We start from the raw sequence: 15,122 nt of genomic DNA, 5'->3' as shown, positions 1-15,122 counted from the left end.
GGAACTACTTGCCGACGAGTGGGCCGAGGGTGCGGCCCGCGAGGTCGACGATGCCTGGCTCTTCGCCGTTGGTGATCAGGTTGATCACGACGCCGTCGATGCCGTGGTCGAGGATGCGCGTCTGAACCTGCTCGGCGACGTCGTCCGGGCTGCCGACGAAATGGCGTTCGGTGGCCTTGGCGACCACGTCTTGCGGCGCCGTGGTGATGTCGAGTCCACGCTCCGCGAGAAACGTTCGCTGATGCGCGCGAGCCTTGTCGCCGTCCTCGTCGATCATCATGAACGTGAGGAAGCTGGTCTCGAGGGTTGCGGGATCGCGACCGGCTTCGTCGCAGCGTGCCGCAAGTGCTTCCATCTTGCGCGGCAGTTCCGAGGGGTCGCAGATGATGTTGAGGTGATCCGCGAAGCGAGCGGCGAGGCCGAACGTCTTCTTCTCACCGCCGCCGCCGAGCAGAATCGGCAGGTCGTCGCGGACGCGAGGCTCGTTGATGGCGTCCTTGACGTGGTACCACTTGCCGTCGAAGGTGGGGCGCTCACCGCGGAGCATCGGCGCGATGATCTGCAGTGCTTCGTCGAGCTTCTGGAAGCGCTCGGTGAACGTTCCGAACTCGTATCCGAACGAATTGTGTTCGAGCTCGAACCAACCGGCGCCGATTCCCAGGATGGCCCGACCGCCGCTCACCACGTCGAGGGTGGTGACGGTCTTGGCGAGCATGGGCGGATTGCGGTAGGTGTTTCCCGTGACCAGTGCAGACAACTGGATGGTCTCGGTGGCCGTCGCCAGCGCGGAGAGCGCGGAGTAGGCCTCGAGCATCGGGGCGTCCGGCGCTCCGATTCCGGGGAGTTGGTAGAAGTGATCCATCACGAATGCAGTGTCGAAGCCTGCGGCTTCGGCTTCGCGGGCCTGCGCTATGACGGTGGGGAAGAGGTCCTTGACCGGACCGCCGTAGCTGAAGTTGGGCATCTGGTATCCGAGGCGAGTGCTCACCGTTTCGACGTTACTCGCGATCGGAGGACCCGGCACGATTTTACCAACTCTATGGATTCCGTTGTGCTGGGCAGACTTCCGGAATTCAGAGAAGTTCTTCGGCCGCTTCGCGTCGCTTGGCGCGCTGCTGGTGAAGCTTGACTGCCGCGATTGCGACGCCGCCACCGACGATTCCGCCGACGAGAGCGCCGACCCACGTGGACGATTCTTCGTACGAATCGAATTTGAGGCGCGCCATGATGCCGACTGCGGCGACGAGGTACAGCGCGATGCTGATCACGACCCGGGGACGGTTGTAGTTGGACAACACGTAGACATCGACGTCGCGTCGAAGTGCATAGACAATCGTGACCACCGAGCCGAACAGCGCGACGATCAGCAGCGCGAGCGAGATCCACGCCCCTGTTCGGCCGGCGACCCAGGGCAGAATCGCCGAGCTGACGAAGACTGCCCAGAAGACACTCTGCAATCCCACCGCCGAGGCTTCGTTCCAGACGTCGCGCTGACGCTCGTCCTTGTAGAAGTCGTCGTCCAGATCTCCGACGAACCGCATTGCCTTCATCATGGTGCTCATGCCGTCTCCTCTGGAATTTCTGCGGTGAGTGCCGATTCGGGTAAGGGAAAGAGCGCTTCGACGGTGGTCCCCAGTGCCAGTGCCAGGCGGAGTGCCAGGTAGACACTCGGTGCGTAGTCGCCGCGTTCGACGGAGACGATGCTCTGTCTGCTCACCTGACCTGCCGTGGCCAGTTGCGCCTGGGTGAGGCCGGCGAGGCGTCGGTGCTCCCGCACGTTGTTGTCGCCGGCCTTTCCAGTCATAGGAAAAGTAAAGAATACTTGTCACATGATGTCAAGTTTACTTGTCATATGAGAGGCTGACGAGCATGCGTGAACGATTTCTCGAGATCGCCCTGGCCAATCCAGTGGTCGCAACGATCGTGGATCGGGCGCCGAAGCTGGGATTGCCGGAGTGGTACCTGACGGCGGGTGGGCTCTTCCAAACCGTCTGGAATCACATCGACGGCCGTGACCTCGGCGCCGGAATCAAGGACTACGACCTCTTCTATTTCGACGCCGGCGATCTGAGCTACGACGCGGAGGACCGTGTGATTCGTTCGGCGGCAGAACTGTTCGCCGATGTGGATGCCGATGTCGAAGTACGCAACGAAGCCCGCGTGCACCTGTGGTACGAGCAGCATTTCGGGATTCCCGGCGTTCCGTTCACCAGTTGCCGCGACGCTATCGACCACTTCGCTTCCACAACTTGCTGTTTCGGGATCACCAAGGCCGCGGGCGGCACTGTGGACGTGTATGCCCCGCATGGATACGACGATCTTTTCGACATGATCGTCCGCCCCAACCCGGTGCTGGCGCCGAGAGAGGTTTACGAGGCCAAGGCGGCACGGTGGCGCAGGGAATGGCCTGCGCTGACCGTGGAGCCTTGGCCGGAGACCCTGACCTAGACTTCGATCGGCGGATGCAGCCTGTCCATGGTCCATTGCCGATTTCGGCGTGCAGCAAGTGAACTGGCCCCGAGTGAGGCGACGAGAAGGCCGCCGAGGACGGCGATCGAGACCCACAGTCTCGAGTCGATACCGCCGACGGTGAGTTGTCGTAGCCCGTTCACCGCGTAGGTCATCGGGTCGAAGGGGTGGATGATCTGGAACGGTTTCGCGGTGGTTTCGACGGGATAGATGCCGCCGGCCGAAACCAGTTGCAGCATCAGGAACGCCAGGGTGATGACGCGTCCGACGGATACTCCGAAGATGGCGTTGAATGCCTGGATCAACGCCATATACGTGGCAGTGATGAGCATCAGGAATCCGACGGTGCCGAGGGCGTGTGTGGGGTGCAGGCCGACGGCGAAGTGCACGACCAGGTACATCACGATCACCTGGCAGATGCCGATGAGCAATGCCGGCCAGTACGAGGCGAGGACCACTCGCAGCGCGCCGAGTCCGTTTGCGATGGGCCGGTTCTGGAGCGGCTTGAGCAGCATCCAGGTGATGATGCCGCCCACGAACAGCGCGAGGGGCAGGAAGAACGGAGCAAAACCGGTACCGAAGGTGCTTGCCCGGTTCTCGTAGGTCTCCTGTAGTTCGACCGGGCTGGAGAGGGTTTGAGCGGTTGCGGTTCGCTGCTGATCGGTCCAACTGGGAATCTGACCGGCGCCCTCGGTGAGTTTGGTCGCGAGTTCGGCAGACCCGGCACGGAGTTGCTCGGTGCCGTCGGCGAGTTTGGCTGCACCATCGGAGAGTTGGACGCTGCCGTCGGTGAGTTGAACCAGTCCACTGCTGAGGGTTTGCGCGCCGTCGTTGACTTGCTGACCGCCGTCACGCAGCTGCACCAGGCCGTTGCGGAGTTCACCGCCGCCGTTGGCCGCGGCATTCAGCCCGGCTCGGAAGGTGCTCGACGGATCGTCGAGTTGGTAAGCGAGTTGTTGTGCACCGCTCTTGAGTTCGCCCAGTTGGCCCATGGTCGCTTCACCGAAACCCTGAGTGCGCAGCATGTCCTGGGCAGGCGCGAGGGCATTGGCGATCTGTTGGCTGACAGGATCCGGGTTCAGCCGAAGGCTGGCCACCGCCTGCCCGACCAGTTGTGCAACGTCTGCCTGTGTGTTCCCGAGGACGCTCAGTTGGTCGACGACCTGGGTGACGCCACCACTGAGTTGGCTTGCGCCGTCGCCCAGTTGGACGGCTCCGAGATCGAGTTGCCCCAAACCGTCGGTCAGTGCGAGGACACCGTCCGTGGCGGTATTGATACCGGTCGAGAGTTGCGCTGTACCGCCGGCAAGAGTGGCTGCACCGTCACGTGCGGTAACCATGTTGTCTGCCAGAGTTTTCGAGCCCGACGCCAATTCGCCGGCTCCGGCATTGGCAGTGTTCACTCCGGCCGAGAGCTGGAGCGCTCCGTCGGCGGCCTGCTTCAAACCTGCACCCGCATCGGTCAATCCGACCAGAACCGTCTCGACGGACTGCGCGCCGATCTTGTCGCTGACTTGACTGAGAACCTGCTGGGCGGCATTTTGGCCGATGATGGTGCCGAGGTAGTTGTTGACGTCGTTGAAGGTGAACTGCAACTGAGCTTTGTGGGGGTCCTTGGACGTCGGGGAGGCAACGGCCTCGCTGAAATTCTCGGGCAGAGTGAGAGAGAAGTAGTACGTCCCGTCCGAGACTCCCTGTTCGGCTTCCTGCTGTGAGACCAGGTGGAGATCGAGCTCACCGGAATCGAGAAGTGCTTGGCTTACTTCGTCGCCAGCCTTGAGCTCTTGACCCTGCACCATTGCACCGCGGTCGGTGTTGACCAGTGCGACGGGGACCTTGTTGACCTCACCGAACGGATTCCAGAAGGCCCACAGGTACATTGCGCCGTACAGCAGTGGCATCAAGATGATGGTGACGAGTGCGATCCTGGGCATCGCGCCGCGGGAGAACCGCTTGAGTTCGGTTCCGAGAGACATTCCAGCGAGCATCGCGGTTACCTCGCCCCTTCTTGGTCGGGATTGGTGACTTCTTGGAGCAGGGCGACGGCATCGATGGGTGATCCGTCGGGCAGCGGGTTGACGGTCGACGCGATGATGGTCTGGTAGCTCCCCATCTCGACGAGTCGCTCGACGAGGTACGCGCGTTCGGAGTCGCGCCGCACCTGTTCGAGATCGTCGACGACGAGCAGGGCCGGCTTCTTCGTGTTCGCGACGGCGATACGCAGCAGGGTCGCCTCGAGTTCCCCGAGATCGCTGACGTACCGGCCGAGCGCAGGTAAGGGATGATCGCCGAAGACGGGAGCGCACACCGCTTCGAGTTCGCGGTCTCCGGCACGTCCGATGAGCTTGTACCAGGGCGCATCCCAGCGAATTTGTTCGGTGATCAGATCTCGGACGGTGACGGACTCGGCAAGCTCGTCGATGTCCTCGAACCCGGCGACCCCGGCGATCTCGAAGATCTCTCGGGGACGCGTTCGACCGAAGACGGACAGTGATCCGGAACTGGCTTTCATTCGTCCGCTGAGTGTCAGAAGTAAGGACGTACGTCCTGAACCGGCGGAGCCTTCGAGGATGGTCACACCGCCTGCACGAATCTCGAGATTGACGGGTCCGAACACCGGCCCCCATGGGCCGTCGAGCGCCAAGTCCGTGGCGGTCAATGCCAGTTCAGGGGCGTAATCGAGTTGTGCGTGCTCTGGTGCGACCACGATGATCACCTGTCTGTTGATCTACTCGGCCTTCGAAAGAACCGAGTGCTGGTTCAGTGGACGTTCGTGCTCACCCAATCACATCGGTAGCGGGTGAGCGGTCCCACGAATGGGATGTGTCGGACACGATCGGTAACTTGGAGACCGAACGGTATGTATTCTGTTGGAAACGGGCAGGGGGTGTCGAGGTGCCGGTTCGTAGACGCGGTATGTGCGCGTTACTGGTCATGGCCGCCCTGTCAGTTGTCTCCTGTGGCGGTGAGCGCGAGTCGCCCCCGTTCGTGTCGAGCGAGAGGCTTTTCGAGTTCACCGGTCGCAATGTCGGACCCTTGACCGTTCCGCCCTTGCCTTCCGATCGGCACGAGTCCGAAGCAGCGCCATACGGAGCCATCACCCTGTCCGGTGGGTGGAGCGGCGCAGCCAATGTCTCGCTGCCCGGATCCGTCACGTGTTTCGAGCACAACTGGGCGGATTCGCTGCCCGCCGGTCACCGTCAGTGGGCCTACGAGGTGCACACGAGTTCCTTCTACGAGTACGACGGCGGCGGCGAATATCCGGGGCGTGATTTCCAGTTGCAGGTCTACGTGAACGAAAACCCGGAACCAGGTCAGTCCGGGGCGACGATGATGTTCTCGGATCAGAGCGGACAGTTCGTGTCCTTCGGCGGCGGCGTCGACAATTCCATCGAAATAGTCAGTTCTCCGGACCGCAGGCGCGTGGCGCTTTCCCTGGTAGGAACGGCGGCACGGCCCGGCGAACAACCGACGACGTCCGTACTGTCCGCACAGATCAGTTGCCCGACCGTCGAGCGCAGATGACCACAGATTGCATTGACTGCCGAGCATGAAAATGCCGGTCCCGAAACATTCTCGGGACCGGCACTTTTCATGAATCAGGAACGAATCAGAATGCTGCTTCGTCGATCTCCATGATGTCGTTCTCGGTGTTCGCGATGATCTCGCGTGAAGCGGTGAGCTCGGGCAGGACGTTCTTGGTGAAGAAGGACGCGATGGCGACCTTGCCCTCGTAGAAGCCCTTGTCCTTGTCGGAAGCGCCGTTGTCGAGTGCCGCGAGAGCGATCTCGGACTGGCGGAGGAGCTGCCAGCCGATGAGCAGGTCGCCGACGGACATCAGGAAGCGGACGGAACCGAGGCCGACCTTGTACAGCTCGGTGGGCTGCTCCTGAGCTCCCATGAGGAAGCCGGTGAGCGTGGCAGCCATGGCCTGGACGTCTTCGAGTGCGGTGGCGAGCAGTGCGCGCTCCGCCTTCAGGCGACCGTTGCCGGCTTCGCTGTCGATGAAGGTCTTGATCTGTCCGGCAACGTGAGCGAGCGCGACGCCGCGGTCACGAGCGATCTTGCGGAAGAAGAAGTCCTGAGCCTGGATGGCCGTGGTGCCTTCGTACAGCGAGTCGATCTTGGAATCGCGGATGTACTGCTCGATCGGGTAGTCCTGCAGGAAGCCGGAGCCACCGAGGGTCTGCAGGCTGTCCGTCAGGTACTGGTACGCACGCTCGGAGCCGACGCCCTTGACGATCGGGAGCAGCAGGTCGTTGACGCGGAACGCGGTGTCCTTGTCTGCGCCCGAGACGAGCTGGGCGACAACCTCGTCCTGGTGAGCTGCGGTGTAGAGGTACACCGCGCGCAGGCCTTCGGCGTATGCCTTCTGCATTGCCAGACTACGGCGCACGTCGGGGTGGTGCGTGATGGTCACGCGCGGTGCTGCCTTGTTGGTCATCTGGGTCAGGTCTGCGCCCTGCACGCGCTGCTTGGCGTAATCGAGAGCGTTGAGGTAACCGGTGGAGAGGGTGGCGATTGCCTTGGTGCCGACCATCATTCGAGCGTGCTCGATGACGTCGAACATCTGGGCGATGCCGTTGTGGACCTCGCCGACCAGCCAGCCCTGTGCGGGGATGCCGTGGCCGCCGAAGGTGACCTCACACGTGGCGGAGACCTTCAGGCCCATCTTGTGCTCGACGTTGGTGACGAAGACACCGTTACGCTCGCCGAACTCTTCGGTCTCGAAGTTGAAGTGCGTCTTCGGGACGAAGAACAGGCTCAGGCCCTTGGTGCCCGGTCCGGCGCCTTCGGGGCGAGCGAGAACGAGGTGGAAGATGTTCTCGAACAGGTCGTCCGAGTCGGCCGAGGTGATGAAGCGCTTGACGCCCTCGATGTGCCAGGAGCCGTCGTCCTGCTTGATCGCCTTGGTGCGTCCGGCACCGACGTCGGAGCCGGCGTCGGGCTCGGTGAGGACCATCGTGGCGCCCCATCCGCGTTCGACGATGGTGGCTGCCCACTTCTTCTGCTCTTCGGTGCCGTTGTTGAACAGCACGTCCGCGAAGGCGGGTCCGGCCTGGTACATGTGCGCTGCAGGCTGTGCGCCCAGGATCAGCTCACCGATGGCCCACACGACGGAGCGGGGAACCGGCACGCCGCCGACCTCTTCGCTCAGTCCCATGCGGTACCACTCGGCATCCCACAGAGCCTTGAACGACTTCTTGAAGGATTCCGGAAGTGCAACGGTGTGCGTCTCGGGATCGAAGACAGGGGGGTTGCGGTCCGCATCGGCGAAAGATTCGCCAAGCGGTCCCTCGGCCAGGCGTGCGACCTCTGCCAGCATGTTGCGGACAGTGTCGGCATCCAGGTCGCCCCAAGCGCCTTCGCTCAGTGGCTTCTCCAGTCCGAGAACCTCGAAGAGGTTGAACTCCAGGTCCCGAACGTTGCTCTTGTAATGGCCCATGTCTTCTGCTTCTCCCAGTGAGGTGGTGCGGTCCAGCACTCCTAGTACCGCCCGAAGTTTATTACTCGTCGGTAACTTAATACATGTTACTAGCCGTTCTTTGCATTGCCAACACCGGATTTGCGTCCGATGACAAGCGCGTCGACCGCGATTCCCGTTTCGGTGTGCCTGTGGGGATTTCCGGCGATCTCGAACTCGAGCTTTCCGCGGAACTCCTGCATCAATTCTTCTGGTGTGTAAAGGATTTCGGGATCTTGCGGCCCGCCGACGCCGTAGTCGATGTTGCTTCGGTCGTGACCCAAAATCATGAGGATTCCGTCAGGTTTCAGAGAATTTATGGCACGGTTCACAACCAGGGTGCGTTGTGGTGCGGGCAGATGAAGGTAAAGAAGCAGGGCCAAGTCGTATCCCTGCCCGTTCCTCGAGGCGTAATCCGCGACGGTGACGTCGCCGCATCGGTAGTCGAGCCGGTCGAGAACCGATCGGGGTGAGCGGGCCGCGATCGTGCGGGCTTTCTCGATCGCGACGGCCGAGTAGTCGATGCCGGTGACCTCCCAACCGCGAGTCGCGAGCCACAACGCGTTACGGCCCTCGCCGCACGCCAGGTCCAGTGCCTGGCCGTGGGGGAGGGCCGTCGCGTATTCCACCAGCAATTCGTTGGGAGGAGCGCCCCAGACGAGCTCGGTTTCTTCGTACTTCTTGTCCCAGGCCGCCGCATCCATAGATGACGACGGTAGTGCCACTCAGTGGTTACGCACTCCGTCCATCGGGTTCTTGCGTAGAGCGGCGCGCGTCGGGATCGCGATGGAGACAAATCCCAGAACAGCGGTCACCGCGACGATGGAACCGTAAATCGCCGGTGAAATCGCCGGGATCGGCTGCCCGGACACCGCTACGGCAATGCCCATCAGAGGCGGCAGGGCGATCAGTGATCCGACCACGACGGCGATTCCCACCACCATCAACGACTCGATGCGCATCATTGCTCGGACCTGCCTCGTCCGCGAGCCCACCAGTTGAAGGAGCGCGAACTCGCGGGAACGCTCGGCAGTGGCGGCGACCAGGGTGTTCACGACGGCGACTGCGAGATAGCCGAGCAGGACGAGGACGGCGAGGATGCTGACCCACGACTGCATACGGCGCTGATCTTCGCCCGCGGCCCCGAACTGGTCCTGGTTCATCGCGGCGATCGAGGGGAACGAGCGCAACGACTGCTGGACTTCGGCCGACCGTCCGGGTTCGGCAGCAACCAGAACGGTGTCGATCAGAGCGTCGGTGGAGTGCTGACGCAAAGTCTCGATCGGCATGGTCACGTCCCCGAATCCGAGGCCGCGACCATATTTTGCGACGACCATGGGATGTACCAGTGTTCCGTCACCCAGATAGAGGTCGACGCGCTGGCCTACCTTGGCTCCGAGGGTGAAGGCGCCGTCTTCGCTCACGGCAACGGTATCGCCGGTCAGAGCGCTGAGGTCGCCCTCGGTCACCGCGAGATCGAGGGTCGCGTCGGCGCTGGCGGCGTCGATGCCCTGGGCCGCGATCGCGCTGTCGGCTGAGCCGCCTTCCTCTCCGCTGGGTACCGGGAGGACTTGACTGCGGACCACCGGGTTTGCCGCACTCACTCCGGGCACCGATGCGATCGACTCGAGGAGCGAGGGAGCGATACCGGCTGGTGCGCCGACGATCAGGTCGGCGGTGACGCCCTTGATCGACTGGTTGGTCGCCTCGGCGGCGACGGTGCTCTGGCTGAAGAACTGCACCGAGCCCAGTGCGATTGCGAGAGCCAACGGAACAACCGCCGACGAGAGCCGTCTCGAATTGGATTCGGCGTTGGCGGCAGCGAGAACTTTGGACGCCGACCCACTGCGGCGCAGCGGACCGCCGATCACCTTGATGATGCCGCGCACCAACAAGGGGCCGAGCAGCGCGACCGAGAAGATCAACAACAGTGCGCTCGAACCGGCTCCAGCGGCCGCCACGCTGCCGGGCAGGAAAGCAGGGAGGACGCAGGCGCTGAGGCCGGCGGCGCCGAAGATCAGCCCGGTGACGATGCGTCCGCGGCTCAGTTTCGCCGGGCCGCTTTCGGATTCGCGAAGCGCTTCGACGGGGTCGAGCTTCGCCGGTCGTCGTGCCGCGATCGCCGCTGCCGCGCGGGCAGTGAGTACGCAGATCAGGAAAGCTGCGATCGCCGGAAGCGGGCTGTAGGCCAGCGCGAAATCGGTGGGCATGACCCCGGCGTCGGCGAACTGTGCGCCCAGCACTCGGGCGAGCAGGTATCCGGGCACCGCGCCGAGAGCTGCCGCCGCAGCAGCAACGAGCAGCACTTCACGTCCGATCATGACGTGCACTTGCCGCGTGGTGGCTCCGATTGCCCGCAACAGAGCGAACTCTCGGCGCCTGGCGTTGATCGAGAGCGACAGCGTGCTGGAAACGACGAACATGCTGACCATCAACGCGAGACCGGCAAACGACGCGCAGAGCACGATCAACTGCGTCCGCGCAGCACCGGCGTCGAGGAATTCGATGCCTCCGCGTGCAGTGCCGGTCGAGACCTCCGCACCGGTTCCGGCGAGTGCATCGCGGGCGAGAGCGGCAGCATCCACGCCTTCGGGAGCGATCAATCCGACTGCGGTGACAGCGTTCTGGTGCGGCCACAACCGTTCGGCCTCTGCGTCGTCGAGGAAGACGAGTGCCGGACGGTCGGGTGACGGCGCCGAAGCCGAATCAGCTGTGCCGACGACGGTGTACTCGTCGGCTATCGCGCCGTGGGCCAGCGTGATTCGCTCGCCGAGCGCGGCGCCCGTGGTCGAGACCACCTCGTCGCGGCTCTGCGGAGCGCGCCCCTCGGTGAGCGAGTACGGCGCCAATTGTGCTGTGTTCCAAGGATGTGCATCGAGTACGACGCCCTCGGCGGTGCTGACGGGGACGGAGCTGTCGGGAACCACGGTGACATCGAGTGCGTCGAGCTTGCGGACCGTATCGCTGTCGAGGAGAACTCGCTCGGCAAAAGGCTGATCGGCGTCTTCCTTGACCTCGAGCGCCTGTGGTGCACTCACGACGGCGTCGGCACCGGCGTAGAGATGTGGTGAGACGCCGCCTCGCACTCCCGATTCCAGCAGCACACCCAGACCGCAGGTGAGGAGCGCTGCGCAGAATACGGAGACGAACACGGCGACGAAACCGGAGCGATGCGCTTTCAGGTGCGCAAAGGTGTGCGCTTTCATCATCACCAGTCCCCGAGGTGTGTCATGCGCTCGGCAATCTGCTGCGGCGTCGGGCGGTCGATGTGCCCGACCAGTTTCCCGTCGGCGAGGAACAGCACACGATCGGCGTACGACGCGGCCACCGGGTCGTGCGTGACCATGACGATGGTCTGATCGAACTCGGCGGCTGTCCGGCGCAACAACTCCAGAACCTGCTTGGCGCTGCGGGAGTCGAGGGCGCCGGTCGGCTCGTCGGCAAAGAGTGCGTCGGGGTGAGTGACGAGGGCGCGCGCGATGGCGACGCGTTGCTGCTGACCGCCGGACAGTTCGGAGGGTTTGCGCTTGCGGTGCGATCCGAGTCCGACGGATTCGAGGACGAAGGTCAGGTACTGCTTGTCGGCTCGTCGTCCGGCGAGGAGTAGGGGGAGCGTGACGTTCTGCTCGACGTCGAGAGCGCCGAGCAGGTTGTAGGCCTGGAAGACGAAACCGATGTGATCGCGACGGAAGATGCTGCGGGCCTTCGGCTTCAGCTGTGAGATCTCGGTGTCGCCCAGCCACACCGATCCGCTGCTCGGTCGATCGAGCCCTGCGGCGCAGTGCAGGAAAGTGCTCTTGCCCGATCCGGACGGGCCCATCACGGCGGTGAAGGTGCTGCGCGGCAAGGTGAGGCTGATGTTGTCGAGGGCGGTCACGGCGCCGCGGCCGTTGCCGTAGATCTTGCTGACGCCTTCGAGTCGCACGGCGGATGTTCGGGCGGCCGTGGCACCAGGGGCCGGCGGGGCGAGGACCGAGTGTCGATTCTTCATGGGATGAACGCTATGGAGATTCGGCATTCGTCGACATCCAGCAGGGTCCCGAATCAATGGTGTAGCCAGCTGTAGTGGATCGCGGCATCAGGTGCGGCATGCTGGGGCAGTGAAGAAGAGAACCAGGGCTGCGGTGTACGTGCTCGTCGAGGGTGCGGCAGCCGTGGTCTCCCTGTTCTTGCTGATGGTCGGTCTCATTCTGCTGTCGCTCTCGATTCTGATCGTCGGCTGGTTGCTGTTGCCGTCGTACGTGCGGGTCCTCCGGTGGTGGGCGGGTCTGGCCCGCAAGAGAACGGCTGCGTACACCGGACGCCCTGTTCTGCAGCGATACCCACCGATGCCAAGCAATCCGACCTTCGGGGATTGGCGCCGGTTCCTCACCGATCAGTCGACGAGGCGCGACGCGGCCTGGCTGTCGATTCATGGTCTGGGGGCTTTCGTCGCGGCGATGCTGACCATTGCTCTGCCACTCGGTGCACTCAATTCGATTGCCGTCCCGCTGTACTGGCAGCAGATGCCCGCCGGTGAACCCGTCAACAATCCGTACCCCGTGACGTCGTGGTTGGGCGCTGCCGGAATGCCGTTGATCGGCATCCTGTACCTCCTGATCGCGTGGTGGTTGATCCCCGCGATGGCGAAGTGGATCAGCTGGTCGACCACGACTTTGCTTGCGCCGGACACGCGTTCGGACCTCTCGAAGCGCGTCACCGCCCTGACGGCCAGCCGCGCTGCGGCGCTCGACGCACATTCGGCCGAACTCAAGCGCATCGAGCGGGATCTGCACGACGGCGCGCAGAACCGTCTGGTCGCGGTGGTGATGATGTTGGGGATGGCCGAGCGGTCGTTGCAGAACAATCCGGACCAGGCTCTGCCACAACTGCATCGGGTCCAGGATGCGGCCACCGAGGCGTTGAGCGAACTCCGGACGTTGGTGCACGACATCTACCCGCCGATCCTCGACGAGTTGGGTCTGGAGGGCGCGATCTCCGCGCTCGCCGGGCGCTCCGCCGTGCCCTGCGTACTCGAGATCGACGAACTCCGCCGAGCCCCGGCTGCCGTCGAGGCTGCTGCGTACTTCGTCGTCGCCGAGGCCTTGACCAACGTCGCAAAACACAGCGGAGCGCGCAGTGTCACCGTCACGGCACGGACGGAGGCGTCGGACGACTCGTTGGGTGAGACGATGCTCATCGACGTGATCGACGATGGTCAGGGCGGCGCGAACGAACGCCCGGGCGGCGGCGTGGCGGGTATCCGACGCCGGGTCGAGGCTTTCGAAGGAACCGCAGTATTGGAGAGCCCGGAGGGTGGACCGACAACGATGAGGGTGGAACTACCGTGCGGATTCTGATTGCCGAGGACGACGCTCTCCTGCGAGAGGGGCTGGCACTGCTGCTCCGCGGAGAGGGCTTCGAGGTGTCTGCCGTCTCCGACGCCGCACAGTTCCTCACGGTGTTCGAGGAGACCGCCCCCGACGCCGCGGTGCTCGACGTCCGGATGCCTCCTACTTTCACCAACGAGGGGCTTCGAGCGGCGATCGAGGTGCGCAAGCTTCGCCCGGGCTTTCCCGTCCTGGTCCTTTCCGCGTACGTCGAGGATCGCTACGCCGGTGAATTGTTGGCAGGAGGCGCCGGCGGGGTCGGGTACCTGCTCAAGGAACGGGTCGGCAAGGTAGCCGAGTTCGTCGACGCATTGAACCGCGTCGTCGACGGCGGAACCGTGATGGATCCCGAGGTCGTATCCCAACTGATGAGCCGTCGACGCGCCGACGATCCGATCAGATCACTGACCCCACGCGAGTCCGAGGTTCTCGGACTGATGGCGGAGGGGCTGGGAAATCAGGAAATCGCCAGGAAACTGGTCGTCAGCGACACTGCTGTGAGCAAGCACATAGGAAATATCTTCGCAAAACTCGGCCTGTCGGCTTCCGAAAGCGGGCATCGTCGTGTTTTGGCAGTTCTAGCTCATTTACGCGCCTGATCGTGGATCTGGACTACATACCTGACCGAAGCGTAATGTGAGCCAGCCTCATGTTGTTGCCGTGATCGAACGGTGACCTGAGAGGCAGGGGCTTATGTCCTGTACGTAACGTGTGATGTCGAATGCGCGTCATCACCAGAAACCAACGAGGAGATCGATCAATGGGTAAGCCGATTGCCAGTGTGGCCGGAGGTCGGCAGTCCGTCCTTCTCGGGCTCGGCGTTCACCGCCCGGAGCGAGTCGTGACCAACGACGAGATCTGCGAGCTGATCGATTCCACCGACGAGTGGATCCAGACGCGATCGGGTATCAAGTCGCGCCGGTTCTCCGGCGAAGGTGAAGGCATCCTCGCGATGTCGATCAGCGCGGCCCGTAAAGCACTGGACGTCAGCGGCATTGCTCCCGAGCAGATCGGCGCCGTGATCATCGCGACGTCGACGTGGGACCTGCAGACTCCTCAGGCTGCGTCCATCGTCGCCCACGAGCTCGGCATCAAGGGTCCGGCTGCATTCGACGTCGCGGCAGGCTGCGCCGGTTTCTGTACCGCCCTTGCCGTGGCCAGCGACCTCGTTCGCGGCGGCACGGTTGATCACGTACTCGTCGTCGGCGTCGAGTTGATGAGCGAGGCCACCGAGCCCACCGATCGCAGCGTTCGCTTCATCTTCGGTGACGGCGCAGGCGCAGTTGTCGTCGGCCCGAGCGATACCGTCGGAATCGGCCCGGTCGAGTGGGGTTCGGACGGCAGCCAGTCCGACGCCATCGTTCAGGAGCCGAGCTGGCTCGACTACACCAAGAACCCGACCGGACCTCGGCCGTGGATCAAGATGGCCGGTACCGCGGTGTTCCGCTGGGCTGCCTTCGAGATGGGCAAGGTCGCCACTCGCACCCTGGAGAAGTCGGGGCTGGGTATCGAGGACATCGACGCTTTTGTGCCGCACCAGGCGAACCAGCGCATCAACGAGGTCATCGCTCGCAGCATGAAGCTGCCCGAGGGCTTCCCCGTCTCCAACGACATCGCCGAGACGGGCAACACGTCCGCGGCCTCGATCCCGCTCGCCATGGAGCAGATGCTGCGCGACGGCCAGTGCAAGCCGGGCGACAAGGCATTGCTTCTCGCCTTCGGTGCGGGTCTGTCCTTCGCCGGCCAGGTTGTCGTCATGCCGCCGTTGGCTGGAGCGGAATCAGCCTGATCTTCTCTCGTGACGAGCGCCTCGAACCCCA

At 63.6% G+C, this 15,122-nt stretch carries 14 protein-coding genes; 5 read left to right on the top strand and 9 right to left on the bottom strand.

Translation table 11 applies throughout. From position 1 onward, the window contains the following. Positions 1–4 precede the first annotated feature (4 nt). The 3 genes from QM596_RS16140 to QM596_RS16130 form a co-directional block, all read right to left on the bottom strand. Positions 5–988: an LLM class F420-dependent oxidoreductase gene (locus tag QM596_RS16140; RefSeq protein WP_030534635.1), complete on the bottom strand. Its 984-nt coding sequence runs from the start codon at positions 986–988 to the stop codon at positions 5–7. An 85-nt stretch (positions 989–1,073) separates the two neighbouring features. Further along, on the bottom strand, positions 1,074–1,562 hold the full coding sequence (locus tag QM596_RS16135; protein WP_019747143.1) for a hypothetical protein: 489 nt from the start codon (positions 1,560–1,562) through the stop codon (positions 1,074–1,076). Next, complete coding sequence (locus QM596_RS16130; RefSeq protein ID WP_019747144.1) at positions 1,559–1,804, bottom strand: helix-turn-helix transcriptional regulator; 246 nt, start codon at positions 1,802–1,804, stop codon at positions 1,559–1,561. The genes QM596_RS16135 and QM596_RS16130 overlap by 4 nt, the downstream gene beginning before the upstream one ends. A 65-nt stretch (positions 1,805–1,869) precedes the next feature. On the opposite strand from QM596_RS16130, the gene QM596_RS16125 reads away from it, so the two are divergent. Beyond that, complete coding sequence (locus QM596_RS16125; protein ID WP_020968602.1) at positions 1,870–2,448, top strand: nucleotidyltransferase family protein; 579 nt, start codon at positions 1,870–1,872, stop codon at positions 2,446–2,448. On the opposite strand, the gene QM596_RS16120 is transcribed toward QM596_RS16125, so the two are convergent. Next, positions 2,445–4,457, bottom strand: a complete 2,013-nt coding sequence (locus QM596_RS16120; protein ID WP_019747146.1) for a YhgE/Pip domain-containing protein — start codon at positions 4,455–4,457, stop codon at positions 2,445–2,447. The two genes, QM596_RS16125 and QM596_RS16120, sit on opposite strands and share 4 nt — an antisense overlap. A gap of 5 nt (positions 4,458–4,462) precedes the next feature. After that, positions 4,463–5,185, bottom strand: coding sequence for an ATP-binding cassette domain-containing protein (locus QM596_RS16115; RefSeq protein ID WP_019747147.1), 723 nt, complete (start codon positions 5,183–5,185; stop codon positions 4,463–4,465). A 179-nt stretch (positions 5,186–5,364) separates the two neighbouring features. Here QM596_RS16115 and QM596_RS16110 point away from each other — a divergent pair, with 179 nt between their 5' ends. After that, positions 5,365–5,994 carry a hypothetical protein gene (locus QM596_RS16110; RefSeq protein ID WP_241840959.1) on the top strand — a complete coding sequence of 210 codons (630 nt, stop codon included), beginning with the start codon at positions 5,365–5,367 and terminating at the stop codon, positions 5,992–5,994. 85 nt (positions 5,995–6,079) lie between these two features. Here the strand turns inward: QM596_RS16110 and QM596_RS16105 are convergent, their stop codons facing one another. The 4 genes from QM596_RS16105 to QM596_RS16090 all read right to left on the bottom strand — a co-directional run bounded on the left by QM596_RS16105 (position 6,080) and on the right by QM596_RS16090 (position 11,924). After that, entirely contained in the window at positions 6,080–7,915 is a 1,836-nt protein-coding gene (locus QM596_RS16105) for an acyl-CoA dehydrogenase (RefSeq protein WP_020906438.1), read from the bottom strand. 89 nt (positions 7,916–8,004) lie between these two features. Beyond that, complete coding sequence (locus QM596_RS16100; RefSeq protein ID WP_007734580.1) at positions 8,005–8,637, bottom strand: class I SAM-dependent methyltransferase; 633 nt, start codon at positions 8,635–8,637, stop codon at positions 8,005–8,007. A 21-nt stretch (positions 8,638–8,658) separates the two neighbouring features. Further along, complete coding sequence (locus tag QM596_RS16095; RefSeq protein ID WP_283309411.1) at positions 8,659–11,142, bottom strand: FtsX-like permease family protein; 2,484 nt, start codon at positions 11,140–11,142, stop codon at positions 8,659–8,661. Further along, positions 11,142–11,924 carry an ABC transporter ATP-binding protein gene (locus QM596_RS16090; protein ID WP_019747152.1) on the bottom strand — a complete coding sequence of 261 codons (783 nt, stop codon included), beginning with the start codon at positions 11,922–11,924 and terminating at the stop codon, positions 11,142–11,144. The genes QM596_RS16095 and QM596_RS16090 overlap by 1 nt, the downstream gene beginning before the upstream one ends. 109 nt (positions 11,925–12,033) lie before the next feature. On the opposite strand from QM596_RS16090, the gene QM596_RS16085 reads away from it, so the two are divergent. From QM596_RS16085 to QM596_RS16075, 3 genes are all read left to right on the top strand, one after another. After that, positions 12,034–13,272 carry a sensor histidine kinase gene (locus QM596_RS16085; protein WP_283309409.1) on the top strand — a complete coding sequence of 413 codons (1,239 nt, stop codon included), beginning with the start codon at positions 12,034–12,036 and terminating at the stop codon, positions 13,270–13,272. Next, entirely contained in the window at positions 13,260–13,901 is a 642-nt protein-coding gene (locus tag QM596_RS16080; protein ID WP_003945784.1) for a response regulator transcription factor, read from the top strand. The genes QM596_RS16085 and QM596_RS16080 overlap by 13 nt, the downstream gene beginning before the upstream one ends. Positions 13,902–14,062: 161 nt before the next feature. Then, positions 14,063–15,091: a beta-ketoacyl-ACP synthase III gene (locus tag QM596_RS16075; protein ID WP_003945837.1), complete on the top strand. Its 1,029-nt coding sequence runs from the start codon at positions 14,063–14,065 to the stop codon at positions 15,089–15,091. Positions 15,092–15,122 lie beyond the last annotated feature (31 nt).

The organism is Rhodococcus sp. IEGM 1406 (assembly GCF_030056745.1).
Taxonomy (GTDB): domain Bacteria; phylum Actinomycetota; class Actinomycetes; order Mycobacteriales; family Mycobacteriaceae; genus Rhodococcus_F; species Rhodococcus_F erythropolis.
The sequence above is the reverse complement of the archived record's forward strand: the minus strand, read 5'-3'. Positions and strand labels throughout refer to the sequence as shown.